23 protein-coding genes and 1 tRNA gene are annotated in these 25,930 nt (G+C 37.5%); 23 read left to right on the plus strand and 1 reads right to left on the minus strand.

Translation table 11 applies throughout. From position 1 onward, the window contains the following. The first annotated feature begins 73 nt into the window (after positions 1-73). From DWZ63_RS06370 to DWZ63_RS06480, 23 genes are all read left to right on the plus strand, one after another. A complete protein-coding gene (locus DWZ63_RS06370; RefSeq protein WP_182431450.1) occupies positions 74-610 on the plus strand; it encodes a stage III sporulation protein AF in 537 nt (178 codons plus the stop codon). Beyond that, positions 601-1,200 (plus strand): hypothetical protein, encoded by a 600-nt coding sequence (locus tag DWZ63_RS06375; protein WP_055941150.1) that lies wholly within the window; start codon positions 601-603, stop codon positions 1,198-1,200. The genes DWZ63_RS06370 and DWZ63_RS06375 overlap by 10 nt, the downstream gene beginning before the upstream one ends. 105 nt (positions 1,201-1,305) lie before the next feature. Next, the gene (locus tag DWZ63_RS06380) at positions 1,306-1,992 is read left to right on the plus strand and encodes a SpoIIIAH-like family protein (protein ID WP_055941152.1); all 687 of its coding nucleotides are present in this window, start codon (positions 1,306-1,308) and stop codon (positions 1,990-1,992) included. 115 nt (positions 1,993-2,107) lie between these two features. Then, positions 2,108-2,464: an Asp23/Gls24 family envelope stress response protein gene (locus DWZ63_RS06385; protein WP_022015116.1), complete on the plus strand. Its 357-nt coding sequence runs from the start codon at positions 2,108-2,110 to the stop codon at positions 2,462-2,464. Between the two features lie 16 nt (positions 2,465-2,480). Then, positions 2,481-2,891 (plus strand): transcription antitermination factor NusB, encoded by a 411-nt coding sequence (nusB, locus tag DWZ63_RS06390; RefSeq protein WP_022015115.1) that lies wholly within the window; start codon positions 2,481-2,483, stop codon positions 2,889-2,891. Between the two features lie 66 nt (positions 2,892-2,957). Next, the gene (gene xseA, locus DWZ63_RS06395) at positions 2,958-4,157 is read left to right on the plus strand and encodes an exodeoxyribonuclease VII large subunit (RefSeq protein WP_055941154.1); all 1,200 of its coding nucleotides are present in this window, start codon (positions 2,958-2,960) and stop codon (positions 4,155-4,157) included. Between the two features lie 16 nt (positions 4,158-4,173). Next, positions 4,174-4,371: an exodeoxyribonuclease VII small subunit gene (xseB, locus tag DWZ63_RS06400; protein ID WP_022015113.1), complete on the plus strand. Its 198-nt coding sequence runs from the start codon at positions 4,174-4,176 to the stop codon at positions 4,369-4,371. Positions 4,372-4,392: 21 nt separating this feature from the next. Continuing rightward, the gene (locus DWZ63_RS06405; RefSeq protein ID WP_118499262.1) at positions 4,393-5,292 is read left to right on the plus strand and encodes a polyprenyl synthetase family protein; all 900 of its coding nucleotides are present in this window, start codon (positions 4,393-4,395) and stop codon (positions 5,290-5,292) included. A 30-nt stretch (positions 5,293-5,322) separates the two neighbouring features. Continuing rightward, positions 5,323-7,212: a 1-deoxy-D-xylulose-5-phosphate synthase gene (gene dxs / locus DWZ63_RS06410; protein WP_118499171.1), complete on the plus strand. Its 1,890-nt coding sequence runs from the start codon at positions 5,323-5,325 to the stop codon at positions 7,210-7,212. Positions 7,213-7,268: 56 nt separating this feature from the next. Continuing rightward, on the plus strand, positions 7,269-8,144 hold the full coding sequence (locus DWZ63_RS06415) for a TlyA family RNA methyltransferase (RefSeq protein WP_022015110.1): 876 nt from the start codon (positions 7,269-7,271) through the stop codon (positions 8,142-8,144). Between the two features lie 39 nt (positions 8,145-8,183). Further along, positions 8,184-9,065 carry an NAD(+)/NADH kinase gene (locus DWZ63_RS06420; protein ID WP_055941159.1) on the plus strand — a complete coding sequence of 294 codons (882 nt, stop codon included), beginning with the start codon at positions 8,184-8,186 and terminating at the stop codon, positions 9,063-9,065. A gap of 54 nt (positions 9,066-9,119) precedes the next feature. Further along, positions 9,120-9,578: an arginine repressor gene (gene argR, locus DWZ63_RS06425; protein WP_022015108.1), complete on the plus strand. Its 459-nt coding sequence runs from the start codon at positions 9,120-9,122 to the stop codon at positions 9,576-9,578. Positions 9,579-9,672: 94 nt separating this feature from the next. Continuing rightward, positions 9,673-10,416 carry a YebC/PmpR family DNA-binding transcriptional regulator gene (locus DWZ63_RS06430; RefSeq protein ID WP_022015107.1) on the plus strand — a complete coding sequence of 248 codons (744 nt, stop codon included), beginning with the start codon at positions 9,673-9,675 and terminating at the stop codon, positions 10,414-10,416. Positions 10,417-10,528: 112 nt separating this feature from the next. After that, entirely contained in the window at positions 10,529-15,190 is a 4,662-nt protein-coding gene (locus tag DWZ63_RS06435; RefSeq protein WP_118499173.1) for an Ig-like domain-containing protein, read from the plus strand. A gap of 290 nt (positions 15,191-15,480) precedes the next feature. Further along, positions 15,481-17,193 carry a DNA repair protein RecN gene (gene recN, locus DWZ63_RS06440; protein ID WP_118499175.1) on the plus strand — a complete coding sequence of 571 codons (1,713 nt, stop codon included), beginning with the start codon at positions 15,481-15,483 and terminating at the stop codon, positions 17,191-17,193. Positions 17,194-17,386: 193 nt separating this feature from the next. Further along, positions 17,387-18,637 (plus strand): SpoIVB peptidase, encoded by a 1,251-nt coding sequence (spoIVB, locus tag DWZ63_RS06445; protein WP_118499177.1) that lies wholly within the window; start codon positions 17,387-17,389, stop codon positions 18,635-18,637. A gap of 188 nt (positions 18,638-18,825) precedes the next feature. Next, entirely contained in the window at positions 18,826-19,638 is an 813-nt protein-coding gene (gene spo0A / locus DWZ63_RS06450) for a sporulation transcription factor Spo0A (RefSeq protein ID WP_022015103.1), read from the plus strand. Between the two features lie 74 nt (positions 19,639-19,712). Continuing rightward, positions 19,713-21,149, plus strand: coding sequence for a glycogen synthase GlgA (gene glgA / locus DWZ63_RS06455; RefSeq protein WP_055941165.1), 1,437 nt, complete (start codon positions 19,713-19,715; stop codon positions 21,147-21,149). 127 nt (positions 21,150-21,276) lie between these two features. Next, the gene (locus DWZ63_RS06460; RefSeq protein ID WP_055941167.1) at positions 21,277-21,993 is read left to right on the plus strand and encodes a pseudouridine synthase; all 717 of its coding nucleotides are present in this window, start codon (positions 21,277-21,279) and stop codon (positions 21,991-21,993) included. A gap of 73 nt (positions 21,994-22,066) precedes the next feature. Continuing rightward, positions 22,067-22,139, plus strand: a tRNA-Thr gene (locus DWZ63_RS06465). 103 nt (positions 22,140-22,242) lie between these two features. After that, positions 22,243-22,827, plus strand: coding sequence for a SprT family zinc-dependent metalloprotease (locus DWZ63_RS06470; RefSeq protein WP_118499179.1), 585 nt, complete (start codon positions 22,243-22,245; stop codon positions 22,825-22,827). A gap of 159 nt (positions 22,828-22,986) precedes the next feature. Continuing rightward, positions 22,987-23,718 carry a zinc dependent phospholipase C family protein gene (locus DWZ63_RS06475; RefSeq protein WP_055941317.1) on the plus strand — a complete coding sequence of 244 codons (732 nt, stop codon included), beginning with the start codon at positions 22,987-22,989 and terminating at the stop codon, positions 23,716-23,718. A gap of 45 nt (positions 23,719-23,763) precedes the next feature. Beyond that, on the plus strand, positions 23,764-24,264 hold the full coding sequence (locus DWZ63_RS06480; RefSeq protein WP_118499181.1) for a TFIIB-type zinc finger domain-containing protein: 501 nt from the start codon (positions 23,764-23,766) through the stop codon (positions 24,262-24,264). Between the two features lie 214 nt (positions 24,265-24,478). On the opposite strand, the gene gdhA is transcribed toward DWZ63_RS06480, so the two are convergent. Then, a complete protein-coding gene (gene gdhA, locus DWZ63_RS06485) occupies positions 24,479-25,831 on the minus strand; it encodes an NADP-specific glutamate dehydrogenase (protein ID WP_055941321.1) in 1,353 nt (450 codons plus the stop codon). Between the last annotated feature and the right edge of the window lie 99 nt (positions 25,832-25,930).

Raw genomic sequence — 25,930 nt, forward strand, 5'->3', positions numbered from 1 at the left:
ATTGACACAAAGTTAATATGAAAAAAGTGTGTTAGGAATGTGAATTAGTATGAAATGGGGATGCCAAATGAATATGGAAAAAATTATTTGTAATGTTTTGGTTTTTACTATCATAACTTCTGTCTTAAAAGGACTTATTATCAAGGATGAATATAAACAGTATTTTCAATTTTTCTGTGGACTCATAATGATATTGATAGTAATAACGCCTTTTATAGATTTTTTGAGCAGCGATAATGATTATTACGATATATTGCAAAAAAACATATATAGCTTAGAAATAAAGGATTCGATAGGCAGTATAAAAACAGCCGACGGAAAGATGAGGGATGTGCTTGTAAGACAGTGTGAGTCAAAGATTGAGGGGCAGATAAAAAAGATGGCACAAAAAGACGGCGTTGACTGCAAAAGCGTTGATGTTGAGACAAAAATGTCTGACGAGGAGCTTGAAATAGTCATGGTAAATGTCAGCATGAAAGATGGTGCAGTGGCAGCATATTCAGATATATCAGGGAGCAGGGATAAACTTGATAAGAACGAGAAAAGGCTAAAAAATGATATATGTGACAGTTACATGCTTGACGGGGGGAAGGTGAAGATTTGGAAATAAATATAAAGGATAAGCTTAAAAATTTATCAGGAGAAAAAATAAAAGGAAGTCTTATGCATGATTTTGGCATAGGCAGAATAGTTATTATCATAATATGTGGTGTTGTGATACTTGCCGGGAGTCTGTATGACGGCGGCAGTGTGGTAAAGGAGAGTGACAGTGGAAAAAATACGGAAAATGAAAATATACTTAGTGAAGATGACGCACTTGATATTATGAACAAATATGCAAAACAACAGGAAATTAAGTTAAAGACGATGCTTGAGAGTATGGACGGGGTGGGAGAGGTGAAAGTGATGGTAACGCTTGCTTCATCTGAGGAAAAGGTTGCACTTAAAGATACGGAGACAGGAGAAAACAAGGGAAAAGACACAGACTCGGTCAGCAAAAAAAGTGAGAGCGTGCTAATAAAAAATAATGGTGATGAAAACCCATATGTTGTCAGTGTCACCGCACCTAAGATAGCAGGAGTTGCTGTCGTGTGCGAGGGTGCGGACGGCGGGAAAAAAGACAGTGAGATAATTGAGATGATAGGGGCATTATTTGACATTGAGTCACATAAAATCAAAATAACAAGAATGACAGCGTGAAAAATCCATATATGCAAGATTTTTCACACGCAAGATTTGTGTCTGTGCACACTTGACACAAACTTGATATATATTATATATGTGTGCAGAAATGGGGATTATATTATGAGTAAATCAAGTCGTAAAAACGGAATAGTCATCACGGCACTGGCTTTGATGATAATTGCAGCAGGTTATTTGAATTTTACGGGGCAGAAGATTACAACGAATGGTATTTCGGCTAAGACAACTGTGGTTCCGGAGACGGTTAAGGATACGACAGTTGATATTTCGGCGGAGGATGAACAGGCATCGGATTCTGATGCAAAGGAAGAGAAAAGTGCATCGTCAAAGGATGATGCTTCTTCAGAGGATGGTTATGAATTGGCAGACAGCGGCGAGGTTCAGGCATCTGAGGAAAATCCGGGGGAGGCCGTTATGGTTTCAAATAACATAGGTTCTGATTATTTTGCATCGTCAAAGCTTAACAGGGAGCAGACCAGAGCCAAAAATAAAGAGACACTTATGAACATAATAAATGATGATAAGATTGCATCTGCTGACAAAAAGAGTGCAATTAAACAGGTGGCAGCCATGACTAAGATTTCAGAAAAAGAAAATGCCGCAGAGCTTATGCTGCAGGCTAAAGGATTTGAAAATGCAATGGTGAGCATAAGCAGTGGGAATGCAGATGTTATTGTTAGTTCAGAGGGGCTTACAAATAAACAGATAGCCCAGATAGAGGATATAGTTAAAAGAAAAACAGGCATTACGGCTGATAAAATAGTAATTACACCTGTAAATGTCAAATAATATTGCAAAAGTCTGTGATTTTGCTATAATAGTACCATAACGGTTGCTGTTTGCGGGAAAATCGTGAGCAGCAATTTATAATGCACTGTTTTGTATAGTGAAGGAGGTAAACATTATGGCAAAAGAACAGATGACAGAAGACATCATTATGGAAAAAAAAGATATAGGTGAAGTAAAGATTGCTTCTGATGTTGTGTCTGTTATAGCAGCACTTGCGGCTACCGAGGTCGAGGGTGTAAATTCTATGGCGGGCATGAATAAATTTGGCGTTAAAAATACAAAAGGTGTTCGTGTGCTCATGAATGAGGGTCGTGTTCATGTAGATATGATGATAATCGTAAAATACGGTTATAGTATTCCAAAAATTTCAAAACAGGTACAGAGCAGAGTAAGCCAGCAGATAGAGACTATGACCGGACTTAAAGTGTCAGGCGTAAATGTCAGAGTAGCCGGCGTAAATCTTGACGCATAAAATTAAGGAGTTATATATGACTAGAAGACAGATAAGAGAAAATTTGTATAAGATGCTTTTTCAGGTTGAATTTCATGATAAGGAGTCACTTAGGACGCAGATTGAGATTTATCTTGAAGATTTAGAAATGGCAGATGAAAAAGATAAAAGAGAACTCAGGGATAAATTCAATGAACTTGTTGAAAATTTAGAGGATATTGACGCAAAGATAGAGGAAAAAGCAAACGGATGGACGATAAACAGGATTGCAAAATCTGAGCTTACGATACTCAGACTCGGAGTTTATGAACTGCTTTATGTTGAGGATGTTCCAAACAAGGTTGCGATCAACGAGGCGGTAGAGCTTGCAAAAGCATATGGAGCAGACAAGGCATCTGGTTTTATCAACGGAATACTTGCATCTGTTGTAAAAGAAGTGTCAGAGTAGCTTAAATTTCTTTATAAGGGCAGCATACTGATGTTGCCCTTTTTGTAGAATAAGAAAGGTTTTAAGATGGGACAGGTAAGTTCGGTATCTCAGGTAAATATGTATATAAAAAATATGTTTATAAGAGATTATATGTTAAATAATATTTCAGTGAAAGGTGAAGTGTCAAATTGTAAATATCATTCATCGGGACATATTTATTTTACTATAAAGGACAGGGCATCGCAGCTTTCATGCGTAATGTTCGCATCCATGAGGAAACATCTTTTGTTTACCCTTGAGGAAGGGCAGAGTATTGTTGTGGACGGCAATATCGGTGTTTACGAGAGAGACGGAAAATACCAGCTCTATGCAAGGAGCATAACAAAAGAGGGAGCAGGAAAGCTGTATGAAGAATATGAGAAGTTGAAAAAGCGTCTCTTAGCGGAGGGGCTTTTTGATGATACAAGAAAACGAAAGATACCGTCTTATGCAAAAAAGATAGGTGTTGTCACGGCGGGAACAGGGGCAGTCATACAGGATATATGCAATGTCTCAAAGAGGAGAAATCCGTATGTGCAGATAATCTTATATCCCGCCAAAGTTCAGGGAACAGGGGCAGCAGATACTATTATAAAAGGGATAAGATATTTTGAAAAAACGGATGTTGATACGATAATAATAGGACGAGGCGGCGGTTCAATAGAGGACCTACAGGCATTTAATGATGAGCAGCTTGCAAGAGTTATAGCAGCTTGCAAAAAGCCGGTGATAAGTGCGGTAGGGCATGAGACAGACACGACGATAGCTGATTATGCGGCAGATCTTCGTGCACCGACACCGTCTGCGGCAGCAGAGCTTGCAGTGTATTCGTATCGTGAGACGGTCATTGCCTTAAGAGAAGCAGAATATTCTTTGAATTGGCAGATGGCAAATATATTAAAGATAAAAAAATTAAAACTTGCCCGGTATATGACGATGCTTTCACATGAAAGTCCGCAAAATCTTATAAATGAGCGCAGAATGTATCTTACTGATATGCAGGAAAAAATAGAGGGACTTATGAAGCAGAAACTTATATCGTCAAGACATCAGTTAGAACTGTATGTACAGGAAATGAAAGGTCTTTCACCTCTTTATAAGCTGCAGGGCGGTTATGCGTATGTGTCGGATGAAAACGGAAAAAATATAAATTCAGTAGATGATATAGATAAGGGCGAACGGATAAACCTTGCATTTAAAGACGGATATGCAAAGGCTGTTATCTCGTCGAAAGAAAAAGCGTGAGATTTGGAGGTCAGATATGGCGGCAAAGAAAATGTCATTAGAGGAATGTTTTGAAAGTCTGGATGATATTATACTTGAATTACAGAGTGGAGAACTTTCGCTTGAGGATTCATTTAAAAAATATGAAGATGGAATGAAACTCATTAAAAAATGTAATGAGACGATAGATAAAGTTGAAAAGAAACTGACGGTTGTTGAAACTGATGATGAATAGGGGGACTAGAAGATGGAGTTAATGGAACAGGATAGTTTTAAGAAAGAGCAGGAAAAAATTATTTCATATATAGAAGAGGTTTTAAAAAATTATCTTCCTAAAACACCGTCATATCAGAAAACTATATATGATGCAATGGAGTACAGTGTTATGGCGGGGGGAAAGAGACTTCGTCCGATGATGATGCACCAGTCATATATAATGTTTGGCGGTAAGGACGAAAAAGTTATTGAACCGTTTATGGCTGCGATAGAGATGATTCATACATATTCGCTGGTGCATGATGACCTGCCGGCTATGGACAATGATGAGTACAGGAGAGGAAGAAAGACAACCCATATAGTGTTCGGTGAGGATATGGGAATACTTGCCGGTGATGCTTTGTTAAATTATGCTTATGAAACGGCTGTTAAAGGTGTTATGGCTGCCAGGGATAAGGTCAGTGCCGTTAAGGCTTTGGAGATACTGGCAAAAAAGGCTGGAATAACGGGAATGGTCGGAGGACAGGTTGTCGATGTTGAACTGACGGGGAAAAAGCCTGATAAAGATCAGCTTGATTTTATTTTCAGATTAAAAACGGGTGCACTTTTAGAAGCATCACTTATGGTTGGCGCGGCACTTGCCGGAGCAGATGACAAAGACATAGAGCTTATGGAAAAAGCCGGACTAAACATAGGAATGGCATTTCAGATACAGGATGATATACTCGATGTTACAAGCACAACCTCAGAGCTTGGAAAGCCGGTGCACAGTGACGAAAAAAATGACAAGATTACATATGTATCGCTTTATGGTATCGAAAAGGCTCACAGTGATGTAAAACAATATTCTGAAAAGGCACTTTCGATATTTGATACATTAGAAGTAAAAAATGAGTTTTTATATACTTTGACAGAAAAGCTGATAAACAGAAGAAAATAGATTACTGTTTATAAAAAGAGAAGCAGTAGAATGGAGAGTAAAGTGGGACGATTATTAAATCAGATAAACGAGCCGAATGATATAAAAAAGATTGACCCTAGAGAGTACAGGCTGCTCGCAAAAGAGATAAGGCAGTTTTTAGTTCACAAGATAAGCATGACAGGCGGTCATCTTGCGTCAAATCTCGGTGCAGTCGAGCTTACAATGGCACTTCACTTATGTCTTGATTTTCCAAATGATAGTCTGGTGTGGGATGTAGGGCATCAGAGTTATACGCACAAACTTCTTACAGGCAGAAAAGAGGGGTTTGACACACTCAGACAGTTTGGAGGAATGAGTGGATTTCCAAAGAGAAGTGAAAGTAATTGTGACGCATTTGATACGGGACACAGTTCAACATCTATAAGTCTCGCAATAGGAATGGCAAAAGCAAGGGAACTTAAAAAAGAAAAAAATAATGTATTTGCTGTTATAGGTGACGGAGCATTGTCGGGAGGAATGGCATTTGAGGCACTCAACAATGCGGCGAGATTGAAATCCAATCTGGTTATCGTTCTCAATGACAATCAGATGTCTATATCTAAAAATGTAGGTGGAATGTCAAAATATCTGGGAAATATCAGGACAAGCACCAATTATACGGAGTTTAAAGAGGATGTTGAGACAAAGTTGAGAAAATCACATATAGGAAATGCACTTGCTGACAGTATCAAGGGTGCAAAGGATGCAGTCAAAAGACTTTTTGTTCCGGGTATGCTGTTTGAAGATATGGGGATAACATATATCGGACCTATAGACGGGCACGATGTAAAACAGATGGTAAGTGCATTTGAAAGTGCCTCAAAAATGCAAAAAGCCGTGATAGTTCATGTCTGTACCAAAAAGGGAAAGGGGTATCTTCCGGCTGAGGAAGATCCGTCAGCCTTTCATGGAATTGCACCTTTTAAGCCGAGTGACGGAACACTTAAAAATAAAGAAAAATATTTGACATATACTTATGTGTTCAGCAGAAAGCTGGTTGAACTTGCTGATAAAGATGAAAAAATAGTTGCAATATCTGCGGCAATGCCGTCAGGAACAGGACTAAACCGTATGGCAGAAAGATTTCCCGACAGATTTTTTGATGTCGGAATAGCGGAGGAGCACGCTGTTACTTTTGCGGCAGGCATGGCTTCAAAAGGCATGAAACCGGTTGTCGCAATATATTCGACATTTTTCCAGAGGGCATATGACCAGATTCTCCATGATGTCTGTATTGGCAGACTTCCGGTAATATTTGCAGTTGACAGGGCAGGGCTTGTCGGAAGTGATGGCGAGACACATCAGGGAATGTTTGACATATCATATTTTAACAGTATGCCCAATATGACGGTTATGGCACCTAAAAATGTTTTGGAATTAGAAAAAATGCTTGAATTTGCGGCAGGGTTTGACGGTCCGATAGCAATAAGGTATCCAAGAGGGAAGGCATATACGGGACTTAAGGAATATGACACAAAAATAGAGTACGGAAAGAGTGAAAAAATAACTGACGGTGTTGATATTGCACTGCTTGCTGTCGGAAGTATGGTAGAAACTGCTGTAAAAGTTAGAAAAATACTTTTGCAGCATGGCATTGATGTGACTATAGTAAATGCAAGATTTGTAAAACCACTTGATGAAGAAATGCTTTCTGATATAGGCAGAAACCACCGCTATATAATAACGATGGAGGAGGGAATCCTCACAGGCGGCTTTGGAGAGAGTGTTTCTCATTGGTATCAGGAAAATGCACCGCAGATGCCATTTATAAGAAATATAGCACTGCCGGATAAATTTATCGAGCACGGAAGTGTTGAAATGTTAAAGAAGAAATATAAGATAGATGCAGAGGGTATAGCAGAAAAAATAATGGATTTTACAGGTGCATTGTATCAATGATGCAACACACTATTTATACAGCAGGTTTGAATGGTAAATGATTAATTGGAGGCAGCATGAAAGAGCATAAGAAAAAAGAAAGACTTGATGTACTTCTCGTAAAGAGAGGTTTTGCGGAATCGAGAGAAAAGGCGAAAGCGATAATAATGACAGGAAATGTGTTTGTAAAAGAACAGAGGGAAGATAAGGCAGGAAGTACATTTGATGAGAATGTGGAGATTGAAGTAAAAGGAACTCCGATGAAATATGTCAGCAGGGGCGGTTACAAATTGGAAAAAGCAATGGAACTTTGGCAGGTGCCGCTTGCAGACAGGGTATGCATGGATGTAGGTTCATCGACAGGCGGTTTTACAGACTGTATGCTTCAGAACGGAGCCGCAAAAGTGTATGCGATAGATGTTGGAACAAACCAGCTTGCGTGGAAATTGAGGCAGGACGAGAGAGTAGTGTCAATGGAAAAGACTAACATCAGATATGTAACACATGAGGATGTGCCTGATAATATAGGATTTTCTTCAATAGATGTAGCTTTTATCTCGCTGACAAAAGTTCTTGTTCCGGTGAGAAATCTGCTGGCGGATAACGGCAGAGTAGTATGTCTTATCAAACCTCAGTTTGAAGCCGGAAAGGATAAGGTTGGAAAAAAAGGTGTGGTGAGAGATAAAAAAGTACATCTTGAAGTAGTACAAAATGTCATGATATACGCTATGGCAATAGGCTTTAAGGTACTTGAACTTAACTTTTCACCTATAAAAGGACCTGAGGGAAATATAGAATATCTTCTCTACATAGAAAAGGATACGAACAGAACTGACACTGTATGTGATATTACCGAGGAAGAAAAAAGCAAGGCAGAGGAAATATTTAGTGAAAAATATGAGAAGCTTGCACAGGAAACGGTAGAGCAGGCACATCTGAAATTAGATATATAAATTTATAAAAAGTATGACGACTGCAAAGGAGAGTCTCTAATGAGCAAAAAAATGACATTTTTTTGTATTATAACTAACAGTGATAAAAAGGATAATTATGAGAAGGCATCTGAGATAAAAAAATATCTTGAAAATAAAGCCTGCGTATGCACGATACTTGAAAACAAGCTGACACAGTCGGCAGGAATAAGACATTTTACTGATATAAGACATATAGACGACAAGACGGAATGTGCTATTGTACTCGGTGGTGACGGAACGATGATACAGGCGGCGATAGACCTTGTGCATACGGAGCTTCCTATAATAGGAGTAAACACCGGAAATCTCGGTTTCCTCACAGAGGTTGAGTATAAAGATGTATTTGATGCACTTGACAAGCTTATTGAGGGTGATTATACGATAGAGTCACGGATGATGCTAAAGGAAATATCATACTTTAAACAGCCGGACAGCCGTTCGTCATGTTATGCGTTAAATGATATAGTGGTAAGCAAAAGGGGCAGCGGCAGGCTTATAACGGTAAAAGTTTATCTTGAAAATGAGCTTGCAGATGTGTACCGTGCAGATGGTCTTATAATATCGACACCGACAGGTTCGACAGGCTACAATCTTTCGGCAGGAGGACCTGTTATGGTACCGAATTTAAAGGCGATGGTCGTAACTCCGATATGTGCACATTCCCTAAATAAAAGAAGTCTTGTTGTCGATGCTGCGGAAAATATAACATTAGAGATAGGTCAGACAAAGGATGTAGGTGTCGACCTTGCAATGGTAACTGCTGACGGGAGAACGATAGGAGAACTTTCAACAGGTGACAGGCTTGTACTCGAAGTTCCTCATGCGACAACGAAGCTGATAAAATTATCAGATATAGGCTTCTACGAGAGGATGAGAGAAAAGTTAAACGGTGAATTGTAATAATCAGTTTGGTTTTTTACAGGGTTAATCCTAAAAAATATCAGGGGGGAGAATATGAAGCTTGAAAGAAGATCAAAGATAATAGAATTGATAGGCAAATATCAGATAGAAACGCAGGAGGAACTGGGAGAAAGGCTTGAACAGGAGGGCTTTACAGTGACGCAGGCGACGATTTCAAGAGACATAAGGGAGTTAAAACTTACAAAGGTGTCTGTTGACGGTGTTCACCAGAAATACACACTTCTTCAGGAGAAAGAGACAAATCTTTACAATAAGTATGTAAGGGTATTGCAAGACGGTTTTTTGTGGATGGATCAGGCTGAAAACATACTTGTTATAAAAACAATTTCAGGCATGGCAATGGCGATAGCGGCGGCAATAGACAATTTGGAAGTGCCCGGTGTTGTTGGAACAATAGCAGGAGACGATACGGTCATGTGTGCCGTTCATTCCGTGGGTGAAGTGCCTGTAGTCATGACAAAGATAGACAGGCTTTTAAAAGAAGAAAAGTAGCCAAAGGTTGCAAGAGTGCCGGAAAAATGCTAAAATAAATTAGTTATGGTGGAAAATTATCATATTATGTTATTAAAGAAAGGAAAATAGAGAAATGTCAGGACATTCAAAATTTGCAAACATTAAACATAAAAAGGAGAAAAACGACGCTAAAAAAGGTAAGATATTTACTATTATCGGTCGAGAGATTGCAGTAGCAGTTAAAGATGGCGGTCCGGATCCTGAAAATAACAGCAAGCTTCGTGATGTTATCGCAAAAGCTAAAGCAAACAATATGCCAAATGATACTATTGACAGAGGTATCAAAAAGGCAGCAGGTGACGGTGACGGAGTAAATTACGAGGAAGTTACATATGAAGGATATGGTCCGAGTGGTATCGCTATCATAGTTAAGGCTCTTACAGACAATAAGAACAGAACTGCAAGTAATGTTCGTAATGCTTTTACAAAGGGAAGCGGAAGTGTAGGAACGCAGGGGTGTGTATCGTATATGTTTGATGAGAAGGGACAGATAATCATTTCTAAAGAGGAACTTGAGGACAATGATATAGAAGTTGATGCAGATGAGCTTATGATGCTTGCACTTGATGCGGGTGCTGAGGACTTCTCAGACGAGGAAGAAGCATATGAGATAATCACGGCACCAGAGGATTTTTCAGCAGTAAGAGAGGTTCTTGAAAAAGAAAATTATCCTATGGCAAGTGCTGAAGTTACGATGATTCCACAAAATTATGTCACATTGACGGATGAAAATGATATAAGACAGCTTAATCGTACACTTGATCTTCTTGATGAAGATGACGATGTACAGGATGTTTTTCATAACTGGGATGAGTAAACATAGTGCATAATCATAAAGTTTATGCAGGATGTTTCACTTTCCGAATGTAATAATTTGTGCTTTTTATGCCGATAGAAATAAAAAGACGGATTGAGTCAGGGGAGGAACTATGAATCGATTAAAGGATAAGATTAAGAAAAAATGGAAGACCATGGCGGGAATGACAGTTATGCTTATGTTCGTTTTTGTGGTTGGCTTTGCGGCAAAAGCACATTTTACATCAAGGGCGGCAGATGACGACCGCGATTATGTTGTTCTTGACAGCACCGGCAGACAGATGACATCAGGTCAGGAATACACCATGCGTAGAAAACAGGATCAGTTAAGTGCATCGGGAGCACAGGATAGCAATACGACATACACATGGCAGAGTTTGGATTCAACCAAATTACAGATTGGTTCTACTCCGGGAACTTATGGTGCTGAAGTGACGACTACCGGAATCAACAGTACACTTTACACTCAGGCAGTTCAATATGGTACGGTCGGTCTGACGCTTACCATTACTGAGAATATAAATGGAAAAAATGTTTCAAAAACATTTACATTTACCATAAACATAATGTTCTCCGTGAACGAGTATCTCGTAAAATCTACCGGTGTAGAGATGAGCAAGATTTTTGATACCGATGAGCGTAAAGCAATCATCATGGATTATCACGGAAAAACGGAAACAAAGCTTGAATTTGGTACGGATGCTACCGATAGTTCGCAGAGTCAGAAACTTAATCTTATGTTCGGTGATGCTACAAAAGGAAGCTGGAATACCAGTAATAAGGATGTTGTTAAGATTGATAATAATGGTATAGTGGCAACAGGTCCGGGTAAAGCAAAGCTGACGGTCACATATCAGGATACTGATATGACTAAGTCTGATACAGATGAGATATGGGTATATGTAAGACCCGAGGTCATATATCAATCAGGGGATGGTACAGGTACCGGAAACGGAAAGATAGTAAACTCAGATGTTTATACGCAGTCACTTGTTGTAAAAACAGGCGATTACCTTGACTGTCAGGCAAAGTTTGACAGTAATCCGAATGAATCTATAAGCCAGAAACTTATCTGGGTTATTTCAAAGGAAGTAGGTGGCAATACAGGTAAAAAAGTATTGATAAGAGATTCACTTGGAAATACCGGTTCAGAGGATAAGGATGATGCTGAGCTTGTATGGTATCCTGCACTTAAAAAATATCAGCTCAAGGCAAAGGCAGAAACATATGTCGTACAGTTCTTTGTAGCTGATACTTATCCGGGATTTGAAAACCTTGAAGTTTCAACAGGAAAAAAATATCACTGTGATCCTGTAAATATAGCAGGTGGAGTACAGGTCAAGACAAATTATGAAGAAAAAAATGTTACCATAAATATTGGTGGTCATTATGACTTGACAGATGCATTTAATATTTCATTAAAAGGATTGACGCAAAACTTTAACGGTAAAATATATACAGATGTTTCAGCAGGAATAGATGGCAGTAAAATAATTGACTTTGATAATGCATCATGGAATATCACTACAAAGTCGACAGGAAAAGCAACATTGATAGTGACAAAAAATCCACAGCAGTCAGCAAATACAAATATTCCGGAATATGATACATTAGAAACAGTAAAAGTAAACATAACTGTAATGCAGACATTCTCAATGAATGTGTCGAGCATTGATATGGCGATAGGCTCAAGTGAGCAGCTCTATGGTACATTTGGCGAAGATGTCACAACAGAAACAAGTCAGTTTAAATGGGAACCTTCGGATGATTCAAATGAATATATAACGGTTAAACCTAACGGGCAGTATGCAACGATAGTAGCCAAAAAAGAAACTCCGGCAAATACGCCGGTGCTGGTAACGCTTTCGTGGACGAGTCCTGACGGTGTTACGCTTACCACAAAGTGTAATGTAACAGTAAGAAAGAGTGTAGAAGAATTCCATATGGTTCCTGACACTCTGACTATAGAGCAGGGACAGCAGAGCATTATAGCAACAGATTTGACAGAGAAAAGAAATCTTATATGGCTTTCTTCTGATCCGTCAGTAGGTACTATTGAACAGATATCAGGTACGACTAATCCATCAGCAATGTTTACTGCACTTAAAGCGGGAAAAACAGTGATTACAGCACTTAATCCTGACAATAATGTTTATGCGACTTGTGAGATAACCGTAACGCAGCCTGTTACGGAGCTTGCGATAGGTGTTGTCGATCAGGAAACAAAAGAAGTTGTCCAGTATGACACATATACGACTACACTTGCAGAAAAATATGTATTTATGAAAGCTATTTTTGGCCCATCAGACACAACAGAGAAAGAGACAGACTTTAAGTGGAGTGTAGAGGGAACATCACTTTCAGATGTGAATCCTACAGATATTGCTGAGATAGATTCATCGGGAAAGGTTTCTATGAAACGAGAAGGGGATGTGTATATCAGGGTGCAGAGTGCTAATATGTATGCAACCTGTCATCTTATCATCCAGTCACGACCAATGACAGAGATAACAACCGATGTATCAAGTCTTAATATGATAAAAGGTGATACATATGCGGTAACTGCATCATATCAACCTGAAGACGCATCTGATACAAGAATGACATGGACCTCAGATGACACTAAAGTAGCTACAGTGAATGATAAAGGAGTGATTACGGCAGTAGGTCCGGGAACTACTTCGATTAAAGCAACAGCAGTTCTCCCACAGTCAGATGACAATCACACGACAGCATCGGCAACGATAGTAGTAAATGTAAGAAACAGGCTTACTTCTATTGCGTTTGGATCAAAGGCTGAGTATATTTCAGTTGGCTCGTCGAAAACTGTAGATGTTCAGTTTACACCAAGTGAGAATATAAACAGTAATGTTACATTTTCATCATCAGACACGACAATATTTACCGTGTCAAAAGAAGGTGTTATAACAGGTGTCAAAGAAGGTGTTGCAATGCTTAGCTGTGTTGCCGAGGATTTAGGTCAGGAGGGTGCCATAACCTGTATGGTCTATGTAACTTCTTCGCAGGTATCGGCAACGGATTTTGCGATAGTGCCAAATGAGGATACTGTTTATATTGGAAAGACATTACAGCTTACACCTGTGTTTACACCTGAAAATGTTACAGACAGAGATGTTACATGGACAACTTCAGATGAGACAAAAGCAACAGTAGATGCCAATGGTGTCGTGACTGGTGTCGAGGAAGGAACAGCCGTAATAACTGCTACATATAAAGATACGACAAATGATAACCGTGTATGGACGGGAACCTGTATCGTAACGGTTGAGAAAGCACCTGTTTCAGCAACGGGATTTGAAGTTACACCGGTTACACAAAATATCGTATGTGGAAAGAAATTTACGATAAAACCTCAGTTTACTCCGGAAGATACAACAAACCAGAATGTAATTTACCAGTCTCTTGATGAGACGGTTGTTACTGTTGATTCAAAGGGAGTTGTAACAGGTGTCGGACCGGGAGATGCTATTGTTCAGTGTACTGCAGAAGATGGAGGTTTTAATGCTACTGTAGCAGTTCATGTAGAAAAGGCAGTTGATTTTAAATTGTCACCTTCTACAAGAGAGCTTGCATTGGGGCACAGTTTTACTCCAAAAAAGGTTATAAAACCAAAATCAGCAAACAAAACTGCAACATGGAAATCATCAAATACAAGTATTGCGACAGTAAGTTCTTCCGGAAAGGTTAAGGCTAAAAAGATAGGAACATGTACTATTACATGCACACTTACAAAATATAGACAGTCAGCAAAATGTAAGGTTAAGGTAAGAAAACTTCATACAACGGTAAAACTCAACAAGAGTAATATCCGTATAGGATTGAATCAGTCATACAAACTTAAAGCTACTGTTAAATCTAATGCGGGCAAGCTTCCGGGCGTAACATGGAAAAGTTCAAATTCGCGTGTGTTAAAAGTATCAAGCAGCGGTAAGATAACAGCAAAGCGTGTCGGAGTTGCAAGAGTAACTGTAATGACTAAAGATGCAATTCATGCAAAAGCTTCTTGTAAAGTAAGAGTAATAAGGAGGGTATCAAGTATCCGACTTAATACAAATTATACAGTATGTTATGTAGGAAGAAGCAAAAAGCTCCATGCTATATTGAAACCTGCATCTGCATCTGTTAAGGGTGTTAAGTGGACAAGTTCAGATAACAAGATTGTTCAGGTAAACAGTTCAGGAAAAATCTGGGGTATTGCAGAGGGCGATGCGTACATAACTGCAACTACTACAGATGGAAGCAATAAGAAAGCAAGATGTTTTGTTAAGGTAGTTGAGCCTGTACCGGTTACAAGTATTGTTATTGCACAGCAGGATGTAACGATGAAGCGTGGAGATAAGATGAAGCTGTCATACTCAGTGCTTCCATCTGATACTTCAGATAGTATTAAGTTCTCAAGTGATAATAAGAGAGTTGCAACAGTGGACAGAAAGGGTAATATAACAGCGGTAGGAACAGGTAATGCGACTATCACAATACTTGCGACAAGTGGTGTAACATCTACGGTAAATGTAAATGTAGTTGCGATGAACAAGTCAGTTCTCAATCTCAGACAGTATGATACAGAGACATTGATAGTTCATGGTACATCAGATACAGTTACATGGTATTCATCAAATACACGAGTTGCGGTAGTAACAAATGGTAAGGTTGTTGCGAAAGGAACGGGAACGGCATATATATATGCATATGTAAACGGATGCAAGGTAGGATGCCAGATAAATGTTTCTTCAGTAAACAACAATAAACGATAAGATATGATGTAAGAATAAAGTATTACGCATTAATATCTAATATATGATTTAAGGGAAAGTATCATATAAAACTTATAGTTTTGTGTGGTACTTTTCTTTTTGTGTGCAGCAGTTAAGCGGAAAAAAATTGACAATAGTTGAGTTTATTCACAGTATTGTCAATTTTTTTGGGGGGTGAATTGTTATGAATTAAAACGAAAATATGTTCTTGACAAACGGGCGTTCAGTGTGATATTATCCATATAACAAGAGCGAAAATATGTTCAGTACAATATAAAGGGGGAGTATCCATGTTACTTAATCTTCATGTGAAAAATCTTGCGATTATTGATGAGATCGAAGTTGAATTTTCCGAGGGACTTAATGTTCTTACAGGAGAGACCGGTGCCGGTAAGTCCATCATTATCGGTTCTATAAATATTGCACTTGGTGGAAAAGTTTCAAAGGATATTATCAGGACAGGTACGGAGTTTGCACTCGTGGAACTTACATTTTTAGCTGAGGACAGTGAACAGATAAACAGTCTTGAAAAGCTGGGGATTACATTAGAGGAGGATGTCGTAGTAATATCTAGAAAGATAACTAAATGCCGCACTATAAACAGGGTCAATGGTGAGACGGTAAGTGTTTCTATGCTTAAAAGTATTGCCGATATACTTATAGATATTCATGGCCAGAATGAGCAGCAGTCATTACTGTATAAGAATAAACATATGGAGATTGTTGACAGATATGCGGCAGAAAAAATGTGTGGGAGAGACATGGAGTTTTCAGAAATGTATAGACAGTATAAGGATATGCTTGTCAAGTATTCAGAAAAAGAAATGTCAGAGGAAGAAAGACTTAGAGAAGTATCATTTATACGGTATGAGCTGGAGCAGATAGAACAGGCACATTTAGTAAAGGGTGAGGAGGAAAAGCTTCAGGAGAGATACCGTTATCTTTCAAATGCAAATGAGATAAAGAGTGGTATAAATGAGGTGTATTCACTTGTAGAAGATTCTTACGGTGACAGTCAGAGCGTGTCACAGATGCTTGGAAGAAGTTCCCATATATTAGCAAAGATAAGCGGTTATGATGAAAGACTTAAGGAGCTGGCGAGACAGATAGCAGATATTGATGAACTTATCATGGATTTTAACAGGGATTTGCAGGAATATGCGTCTGATATGGATGAAAATGGTGAGGAGTTTGCAGAAGTTGAAACGAGGCTTGATCTTGTCAGGACAATTAAATCAAAATATGGTGCGACAACTGAACTGGTTGAAAATTATGCAAAAGACCTTGAAAATAAACTTGAAAAATATGAAGCATACGAAGAATATAGGGCAAATCTCGAAAAGAAGATAGAGATATATAAAATTAAGCTGGAGAAACTCGGAGAGAGTATTTCAAAAATTAGAAAAAAGTGTTCTGCCGAACTTGAAAAGAGGATAACCGACGCACTTATAGACTTAAATTTCCTGCAGGTAAAATTTGAAATAGCAGTCAGGGAACTTGATGAGTTTAGTTCAAAAGGAAAAGATGAAGTTGAATTTATGATTTCCACAAATCCCGGTGAAGATTTAAAACCAATCGGTCAGGCTGCATCAGGTGGCGAACTTTCAAGAATCATGCTTGCAATAAAAGCCGTTCTAGCCGAACATGATTCGATAGGTACATTAATATTTGATGAGATAGATGTTGGTATCAGTGGACGCACAGCACAGAAAGTAGCTGAAAAGATGGCATTTATAGGTCATTCACATCAGGTTATATGTATATCACACCTTGCACAGATAGCTGCAATGGCAGATCATAACTATCTTATTGAAAAAAATAATTTATTAAATAAGACGAGTACAGTCATAAGGCAGTTAGAGGGTGATGAGATAGTAGAGGAGATAGCAAGAATACTCGGAGGAGCAAAGATTACCGATGCCGTACTTGAGAGTGCAAGAGAGATGAAACAGCTTGCAGATATTGAAAAAATAAATTATAAAAAAGTAAGTCGCACGGCATAAAGAGTTTTAGAAAGAAAATATATTTTAATAACAGCATTTTAAGACGAGAAAATATTTTGGACAGTTTTATGTTAATGAACAGTTTTAATATTTTTGAATACTTTTTTGTATTTTGCGGATTATATCAAATATAAATATTGTATATTTTCAAAAACAAAAATTGGAAATATACTTTTTGTTGGAGGATATAAAGATGCAGAAAAAGAAGTATTATCAGTTGTTTCTTATCGGGGTACTGGTATTGGATATAGTTGTATCGGTATTATACTATATTTGGTATCTTGACCGTAAAATACCTACAGATATAAACATAGTTGCAAATTCTGAGCAATCATTTGATTTTAATCTTCCTGTTAAATGTGAAAATACTTCAAATACCTGCATAAAAGTTATGAGCAATCCGGGAACGGACGGTATGATGAGAGTGACAGCGGGAAAAAGTTATGGAAGCTGCAAAGCAGAACTTAAGCTGTTTGGCATTATACATTATAAGAATATTAAGTTTAATGTCGTCAAAGAACAAAAACTAATGCCGTCGGGACGGGCGGTAGGCATTTATGTAAATGCGAGGGGAGTAATGGTTCTTGGGACGGCAAATGTGCGTGGAAAGGATGGTGTTGAGTACAGTCCGGCAAAAAATATACTTCAGACGGGTGATTATATATACCAGGTCGATGGAAAGAAAGTTTCATCAATAGATGATATAGAAAGTATATTGCAAAACAAAGATAAAGCTTCAATACGGATGAAAATCCGCAGAGGAAATGAAAATATATTCGTAAAGATGAAGTGTATTGAAGCGGATGACGGAAAATTTAAGATAGGGACATGGCTTAGAGAAGATACAGAGGGGATAGGAACGATAACATATGTTACTAAGGATAATATGTATGCCGCTTTAGGTCATGGCATAGCAGATGCAGATACGGGACTTTTAGTAGATATATCGGCAGGAGGGTTATATAAGGCAGATGTAAGCACGGTTATACCGAGCAAAAAAGGAAGTCCCGGACAAATATCAGGAAGCGTGGAATTGTCTGACAGATGCCGTCTGGGAAGCATCATAAGCAATACAAATTCAGGTATAAAGGGAAAAATAACAGCCGGTGAGACAGCTTATATATATCAGAAAAAAACTGCACTTCCCATTGCATTAAAGCAGGAGATAAAAAAAGGAAAGGCATATATATTATGTCAGTTAGACAAAGTAACAGATAAATATGAAGTCGAGGTGTGTAGTGTATATCAAAATTCAAAAGAAAATAAGGATATGGTAATAAAAGTTACTGATGAGAGACTTTTAAATAAAACGGGCGGTATCGTGCAGGGGATGAGTGGTTCACCAATCATACAGAATGGAAAGATTATAGGTGCTGTTACTCATGTTTTTGTAAATGACCCGGTAAAGGGATATGGGATTTTTATTGAAAGGATGCTTTCGTGAAATATTGATTTGATGTAAATAGTAGAATGATGTTGTCAGATTATGTAATAACATGAAGATATATAGTAAAGTGTAAGAAAAACAGCATTTAAAGGTCGAAATGTAGAGCGTGTTTATCGTTGAATTATGATGTGATAGGGCATAATATCTAGAAGAAGAAAAACAAAAAGTCGAATTTGGAGGTAAATATGGACAACATCAAAGTATTAGTAGTTGACGATAACAGTAGAATTGTAAATTTACTTAAGGATGCTATTACAAAAGAAACAGATATGGATGTGATTGCGACAGCAGCAGATGGTGAGGAGGCACTTAAAAAAATCGAAATCCATAATCCGGATGTCGTCTTACTTGATCTTATAATGCCAAGACTTGACGGACTCGGTGTTATGGAGAGACTTAAAGAGAAGAAAAAAATAACTTCGGTTCCAAAGATAATTGTTATTTCGGCTGTCAGCCAGGAAAGCGTAACGGAAAATGCGTTTGCACTTGGTGCAGCATATTATATTTTAAAGCCGTTTGATACTCAGATGGTACTTTCGAGAATTAGAACGGCAGTAAACGAGGAGAGTGCACAAAATCATGTGATAAATACAGTATATGAAAATGGAAAAAACATGTTAAAGAAATCATATAATCTTGAAGCAGATGTAACAGATATAATCCATGAGATAGGAGTACCGGCACATATAAAGGGGTATCAGTATCTAAGAGATGCAATAATAATGTCAGTTAATGATGATGAGATGCTTGGTGCGATTACTAAGAGATTATATCCAACGATAGCAAAAAATCATAAGACTACATCAAGCCGTGTAGAGAGAGCGATAAGACATGCTATAGAGGTGGCATGGAGCAGGGGAAAAGTTGATACAATCGAAGAATTATTTGGATACACAGTAAGTTCGGGCAAAGGTAAACCTACCAACTCAGAGTTTGTCGCATTGATTTCTGATAAAATACGCCTTGAATATAAAATGAACAGGAAAATGATAGTTTAACAGATAAAATACTTTTCAGAGCCGCTGATTTGGTTTATAATATATATAAACATTGGCAAAGGAGGTTGGTTGTATTGAAGAATATTTTATTTGTAGCATCGGAGAGTACTCCGTTTATCAAGACGGGAGGATTGGCAGATGTAGTCGGTTCACTGCCTAAATGTTTTGATAAGAAAAAGTACGATGTAAGGGTTATGATTCCCAAATATGCATGTATTCCGGATGAGTGGAAAAACAAGATGGTTTACAAAACACATTTTTACATAGACCTGGCATGGCGTAAACAGTATGTTGGAATCATGGAACTGCAGCATAATGGCATTACATTTTATTTTATAGATAATGAATTTTATTTTGCAGGACCAAAACCATACGGTTATATACACGAAGATATTGAGAAGTTTGCATTTTTTTGCAAGGCTGCATTGTCATCACTTCCAAGTCTTGATTTTCATCCGGATGTTATTCATTGTCATGACTGGCAGACAGGACTCATTCCTGTATATCTTCATGATATGTTTCAGGAAAATCCGTTCTATACGAATATTAAGACAATAATGACTATACATAATCTTAAATTTCAGGGTGTATGGGATTTGCAAAAGGTTAAGGATATAACAGGGATAAAACCTTCGTTTTTTACATCGGACAAACTTGAAGCATATGGAGATGCAAATTATCTTAAAGGTGGAATTGTTTATGCTGATCTGGTAACAACAGTCAGTGATTCATATGCAGAGGAGATAAAGATGCCGTTTTACGGTGAAAAACTTGACGGACTTATGCGTGCGAGAGAAAATTCGCTTGTAGGTATTGTAAATGGTCTTGATTATGATGAGTATAATCCGGAAACAGATCCTTTGATTTACAAAAATTATTCTGTAAAAACATTTAGACGCGAAAAGATAAAGAATAAGAGGGCTTTACAGAGAGAGCTTGGACTTGAGGAAAATGATAAGAAGTTTATGATAGGAATAGTTTCAAGACTTACAGACCAGAAAGGTCTTGATCTTGTAGATTATGTCATAGAAGAAATCTGTGCGGAGGATACTCAGCTTGTCGTGCTTGGAACAGGTGAAGAAAAATATGAGCATTTATTCCGTCATTTTGAGTGGAAGTATCATGACAGAGTGTCAGCGAATATTTATTATTCAAATGAGCGTTCACATAAGATATATGCGGCTTGTGATGCATTTCTGATGCCGTCACTTTTTGAACCATGTGGACTTAGTCAGTTGATGAGTCTTAGATATGGAACAGTTCCTATCGTGCGTGAGACTGGTGGTCTTAAAGACACTGTAGAACCTTACAATGAATATGAGGGAACTGGAACAGGTTTTTCATTCTGCAATTATAATGCTCATGAGATGTTAAATACTATCCGTTATGCCAAGGATGTATATTTTAACCGTAAACGCGAGTGGAATAAGATTATTGACAGAGGAATGGCTAAAGACTTTTCATGGGGACAGTCAGCACAGAAGTATGCCGAACTTTATGACAGACTGTAAAAATGGCATATCATTGATTTGTTATTTATTGCAAGCTTGACTTCGGCAGTCAAAACTATGCAACAATGAGTAAATTTGAAGTGAACCGGGCTGGACATGAGTGTTCAGCCCGATTTAGGAGACTGACATGATAAGATTAGACAAGTTCCTTTCTGAAATGTCCGGCTGGACAAGAAGTGAAGTAAAAAAGATAGTGAGAACAGGAAGTGTAACTGTAGATGGAAATGAGGTAAAAAAGCCTGAAACTAAAATTGACGAGAAATTATCAATAGTCAGGGTAGATGGCAGGCAGATTAAATATAATAAGTATGAATATTATATGTTGAATAAGCCCAAAGGATTTGTATCGGCAACAACAGATAGGGAGCATAAGACAGTTGTGGATATAATAAGTTCATCGGAAAAAAAGGACCTGTTTCCTGTAGGGAGGTTAGACATAGATACAGAGGGACTTTTACTTATAACAAATGACGGAGAACTGGCTCACAGATTATTAGCTCCCAAAAATCATGTGGAAAAAACATACTATGTTGAAGTTTCAGGAATACTTGATGATGCTGATGTGGATGCAGTGGAAAAAGGTCTTGATATAGGTGAAGAGAAAAATACAATTCCTGCAAAAATGGAAATATTAAAAACAGATATTCAGAATAATATATCATCATGTTATCTGACAATACATGAAGGAAAATTTCACCAGGTCAAGAGAATGATGAAAAAACTTGGCAAGACAGTTACATATCTGAAAAGGGTGAGCATGGGAAGTCTTATTCTTGACAGCAAACTTAAAAAGGGAAATTACCGGAAACTTACCGAGCAGGAAATCATAGAATTGAAAAAATAATTAAAAATATGTTATAAAATATTTAAAAGATACTTGACCTAAACAGAAAAATAAGGTAAACTATTAAGGCAGTGCTGAAATAGCTCAGTTGGTAGAGCACTTCACTCGTAATGAAGGGGTCGTGGGTTCGAGTCCCATTTTCAGCTTAAATGGAAAGTCTTGAAAATATTGATATTATCAGGACTTTTTTTGTTACAAAAAAACTATCAATAATATGCATATGCTGGAGATGGAGAACAAATATAAAAAATGGATTTAGATGATAAAACACATATAGAAGTAATAAGAAGTAAAAGAAAAATGCTTGCAATAGAAATAAGACCGGATATGAGAGTTGTTGTGAGAGCCCCTGAGAAAATACCTCAAAATGAAATCATGAAATTTGTTGAGGAGAAACAGAATTGGATAAAGAAGCACCTTGTACAGATGTATTTTAAGGCAGAAGAAATTAAAAAGCAGAAAAAAGAACCGGCACTTACAAATGCAGATATAGAGAAATTATGTCAAAAAGCATTGTCGGTAATTCCTGACAAAGTAAAATATTATGCAGAGATAATGGGAATAACTTATGGCAGGATTACGATAAGAAACCAAAAAACAAGATGGGGAAGCTGCAGCAATAAAGGAAATTTGAATTTTAATTGTCTTTTAATGCTCATGCCTGACAAGGTGCTGGATTATGTAGTCGTGCATGAGCTTTGTCATTTAAAGCAGATGAACCATTCCAAAAAGTTTTGGAAGGAAGTTGAAAGGTATATGCCTGATTACAAAAATTATAAAAAGTGGCTTAATGAGAATGGAGGAGCATTGATAGAGCGTATGTTGAGAAGATAAAACATTGACACGGTGTTTAGGAGGATAGATAATAACATAAGTGATGCTAAGTAAATAACCAAATAGTGTTATGAGCAAGTAGAATAGTGGAGTGCGAATGTCCATATGACTATGTGTTAATAAATGGAAATCAATAGCATTAATAAGAAGGAAGGATGAATGACAATGGCAGGAACGATGATTCATCTTGTTATCGCAGTCAGGATTGCTGAAAATATCAAAAAAAATGGTTATAAGATAAGATTGGCAGACGGCAGCAATATTCATTTTGATAAAAATATGTTTATTGCGGGTAACATATGTCCTGATGGGATAATGGAAAGAAAAAATTATGAGAGGAACATGAAGCTTCATACACATTTTAGGGATGGAATACCCGATGGTGATTTTGGGAAAAACGGAACGATAAAGTTGTTTGAAAAAAGAATGGCTGACTTTTGGAGAGAGCATTGCGAGGATGAAAGAGTGGCATCAGGACTATATCTTGGTTATATTACTCACATGATGACAGACAAAAGGTTTATTTTATACGAAAGACCAAAATATTTTCAAAATATTAGTAAAATAGGTCTGACAGAGCGTGATAGAGAAACTTTTGTATATTTTAACAAGGATACGGATCTTGTTGATTTTAAACTTGTTAAAGAGATGCCGGAGCTTTCAGAGGCAGAAAAGATATTGAGAGAAACTAGAGATTATTATATAAAAAATATGATAACAAAAGAGGAGCTTGACAAGAGCCGCAGATGGATAATAAAGTATTTTTTTGAAGAAAAACATATTGAAGAAAATAGTAAATTTCTTGATTATAATAGCATACTTAAATTCTGCGGGGATACGGTCAATTATATACTAGATAGGCTTAAAAATGAGAGCTATTTAGATGCGTAAGCGTACGATAGTTTGACGATTAAAGTTTACAAGGGAGCGTAAAAAATGGGATACGACAGAGACGATATATTGGAGCAAATAGAAAAGAATATTCCGACAAAATGTGAAAGATGTGGAGCAAGATTGTATTTTAAAGGAAGTGGAAGATATGTATGTCAAAGATGTCATATAGATTATTATGATGATTTTGGATTGATAAAAAAATATATTGATGAAAATGGTCCGGCACCAGCAGTTGAGATTTCAGTGGAGACTGGGGTAAAACTTGAAGTAATAGATATGCTTCTTGAGAAAGGCAGACTTGAAATGCCTGGGGAATTAAAAGAGGCGGCAAGATGCGAGAGGTGCGGTGCACTTTTTCCGATAGGGAGATATTGCAAAGAATGTATCGAAGATACAAGTAAAGGGATTATGAATATTTTTAAAAATGAAGAAGCACAGCGGAGAAAATTTGCCATATCAAAGCAGGCAAGAGATAAGGAAACAAAAGCTAAGTATGAGAAAGACAGGATGCACTATCTTAATCACATCAAAGATAAGTGGTAAGTTAAAAAAATAAAATGACAAGTAAAGATGAAAATAAAAATAGAACAAAATGTAAGTAAAAAATAAATAGAGAAAAAGAAGTATAGAATGAAATGTAAAGAGAAAAAAATAAATATAAATAGGATAATTGCTCATGTAATAAAAAAACAAGCCCCTCAATATTTATAATGAGGAGCTTGTTTTTTTATATTAATATATGAGAAAAGCTAAATGATTAGCAGCATCCCTGAGCCTTCATTGCTTCAGCGACTTTAAGGAATCCGGCAATATTAGCACCTGCCATGTAGTTACCAGGCATACCAAATTCTTTAGCAGCTTCGTCACAAGACTTGAAGATTTCCTTCATGATGTTGTGAAGTTTACTGTCAACTTCTTCAAATGTCCATGAAAGTCTCTCAGAGTTCTGGCTCATCTCAAGACCTGATGTTGCAACACCACCTGCATTTGCAGCTTTAGCTGGTCCATAAAGCATATTGTTTGCAAAATAAACATCAATAGCTTCAGGAGTAGAAGGCATATTAGCACCCTCAGATACTGCGTAGCATCCGTTTTCAGCTAAGAGTTTTGCACTTTCGCCATCAATCTCATTCTGAGTAGCACATGGAAGTGCGATATCACACTTAATGCTCCAGATACCCTTGCATCCTTCTGTATATGTAGCATTCTTGTGGGATGTTCTGTCAACATACTCTTTGATACGTCCTCTTTCAACTTCTTTAATCTGCTGAACTATTTCAAGCTCGATTCCATCAGGATCATAAACATATCCGTTTGAATCAGATAAAGCAACAACTTTTGCACCAAATTCTGTAGCTTTCTTTGTAGCATAGATAGCTACATTACCTGAACCTGAGATAACAACTGTCTGATCCTTGAAACTCTTACCATTAGCCTTGAGCATTTCATTTGTGAAATAGCAAAGACCAAATCCTGTTGCTTCTGTACGTGCTAAAGAACCACCGTATGTAAGTCCTTTTCCTGTAAGAACACCAGACCACTCATTGCGGAGTCTCTTGTACTGTCCAAACATATAACCGATTTCTCTTGCACCTGTTCCGATATCACCAGCAGGAACATCACAGTCAGGACCGATATGTTTGCAAAGTTCTGTCATGAAGCTTTGGCAGAAACGCATAACTTCTCCATCGCTCTTACCCTTAGGATTGAAGTCGGAACCACCTTTACCACCACCCATAGGGAGTGTTGTAAGTGAGTTTTTGAAGATCTGCTCAAAACCTAAGAATTTAATGATACCACTGTAAACTGAAGGATGAAGTCTAAGACCTCCCTTGTATGGTCCGATAGCAGAGTTGAACTGGATACGGAAACCTCTGTTTACCTGTACTTTACCATTGTCATCTACCCAAGGTACACGGAAAATGATCTGTCTTTCAGGCTCAACGATTCTTTCAAATACACCTGCTTCTACTAAGTCAGGTCTTTTTTCAACAACAGGTTCAAGTGAAGTAAATACTTCCATAACTGCCTGGATAAATTCAGGCTCGCCTGCATTTCTCTTTTTTACTGTTTCAAGTAAGTCAATAAGATACTGATTTTTTAACGCCATTGTAAAAAAACCTCCTGAATAAATATATAATATTTTGAATGTTTGTATCCGGTAAAAGATTAAATATAATGTATATCTATGTAAATATCCCAAAATATA

Source organism: Clostridium sp. AF34-13, from assembly GCF_003477845.1.
GTDB lineage: Bacteria > Bacillota > Clostridia > Lachnospirales > Lachnospiraceae > Butyribacter > Butyribacter intestini.

What these genes read in the sequence shown, in the direction of transcription:
- DWZ63_RS06480 (WP_118499181.1), top strand. Translation starts at nt 23,764, where the DNA reads ATGGGATACGACAGAGACGATATATTGGAGCAAATAGAAAAGAATATT.
- DWZ63_RS06435 (WP_118499173.1), top strand. Translation starts at nt 10,529, where the DNA reads ATGAATCGATTAAAGGATAAGATTAAGAAAAAATGGAAGACCATGGCG.
- DWZ63_RS06420 (WP_055941159.1), top strand. Translation starts at nt 8,184, where the DNA reads ATGAGCAAAAAAATGACATTTTTTTGTATTATAACTAACAGTGATAAA.
- recN (WP_118499175.1), top strand. Translation starts at nt 15,481, where the DNA reads ATGTTACTTAATCTTCATGTGAAAAATCTTGCGATTATTGATGAGATC.
- DWZ63_RS06470 (WP_118499179.1), top strand. Translation starts at nt 22,243, where the DNA reads ATGGATTTAGATGATAAAACACATATAGAAGTAATAAGAAGTAAAAGA.
- spoIVB (WP_118499177.1), top strand. Translation starts at nt 17,387, where the DNA reads ATGCAGAAAAAGAAGTATTATCAGTTGTTTCTTATCGGGGTACTGGTA.
- DWZ63_RS06460 (WP_055941167.1), top strand. Translation starts at nt 21,277, where the DNA reads ATGATAAGATTAGACAAGTTCCTTTCTGAAATGTCCGGCTGGACAAGA.
- spo0A (WP_022015103.1), top strand. Translation starts at nt 18,826, where the DNA reads ATGGACAACATCAAAGTATTAGTAGTTGACGATAACAGTAGAATTGTA.
- DWZ63_RS06405 (WP_118499262.1), top strand. Translation starts at nt 4,393, where the DNA reads ATGGAACAGGATAGTTTTAAGAAAGAGCAGGAAAAAATTATTTCATAT.
- gdhA (WP_055941321.1), bottom strand. Translation starts at nt 25,831, where the DNA reads ATGGCGTTAAAAAATCAGTATCTTATTGACTTACTTGAAACAGTAAAA.
- DWZ63_RS06475 (WP_055941317.1), top strand. Translation starts at nt 22,987, where the DNA reads ATGACAATGGCAGGAACGATGATTCATCTTGTTATCGCAGTCAGGATT.
- DWZ63_RS06430 (WP_022015107.1), top strand. Translation starts at nt 9,673, where the DNA reads ATGTCAGGACATTCAAAATTTGCAAACATTAAACATAAAAAGGAGAAA.
- DWZ63_RS06380 (WP_055941152.1), top strand. Translation starts at nt 1,306, where the DNA reads ATGAGTAAATCAAGTCGTAAAAACGGAATAGTCATCACGGCACTGGCT.
- nusB (WP_022015115.1), top strand. Translation starts at nt 2,481, where the DNA reads ATGACTAGAAGACAGATAAGAGAAAATTTGTATAAGATGCTTTTTCAG.
- xseA (WP_055941154.1), top strand. Translation starts at nt 2,958, where the DNA reads ATGGGACAGGTAAGTTCGGTATCTCAGGTAAATATGTATATAAAAAAT.
- DWZ63_RS06415 (WP_022015110.1), top strand. Translation starts at nt 7,269, where the DNA reads ATGAAAGAGCATAAGAAAAAAGAAAGACTTGATGTACTTCTCGTAAAG.
- argR (WP_022015108.1), top strand. Translation starts at nt 9,120, where the DNA reads ATGAAGCTTGAAAGAAGATCAAAGATAATAGAATTGATAGGCAAATAT.
- DWZ63_RS06385 (WP_022015116.1), top strand. Translation starts at nt 2,108, where the DNA reads ATGGCAAAAGAACAGATGACAGAAGACATCATTATGGAAAAAAAAGAT.
- xseB (WP_022015113.1), top strand. Translation starts at nt 4,174, where the DNA reads ATGGCGGCAAAGAAAATGTCATTAGAGGAATGTTTTGAAAGTCTGGAT.
- DWZ63_RS06370 (WP_182431450.1), top strand. Translation starts at nt 74, where the DNA reads ATGGAAAAAATTATTTGTAATGTTTTGGTTTTTACTATCATAACTTCT.
- dxs (WP_118499171.1), top strand. Translation starts at nt 5,323, where the DNA reads ATGGAGAGTAAAGTGGGACGATTATTAAATCAGATAAACGAGCCGAAT.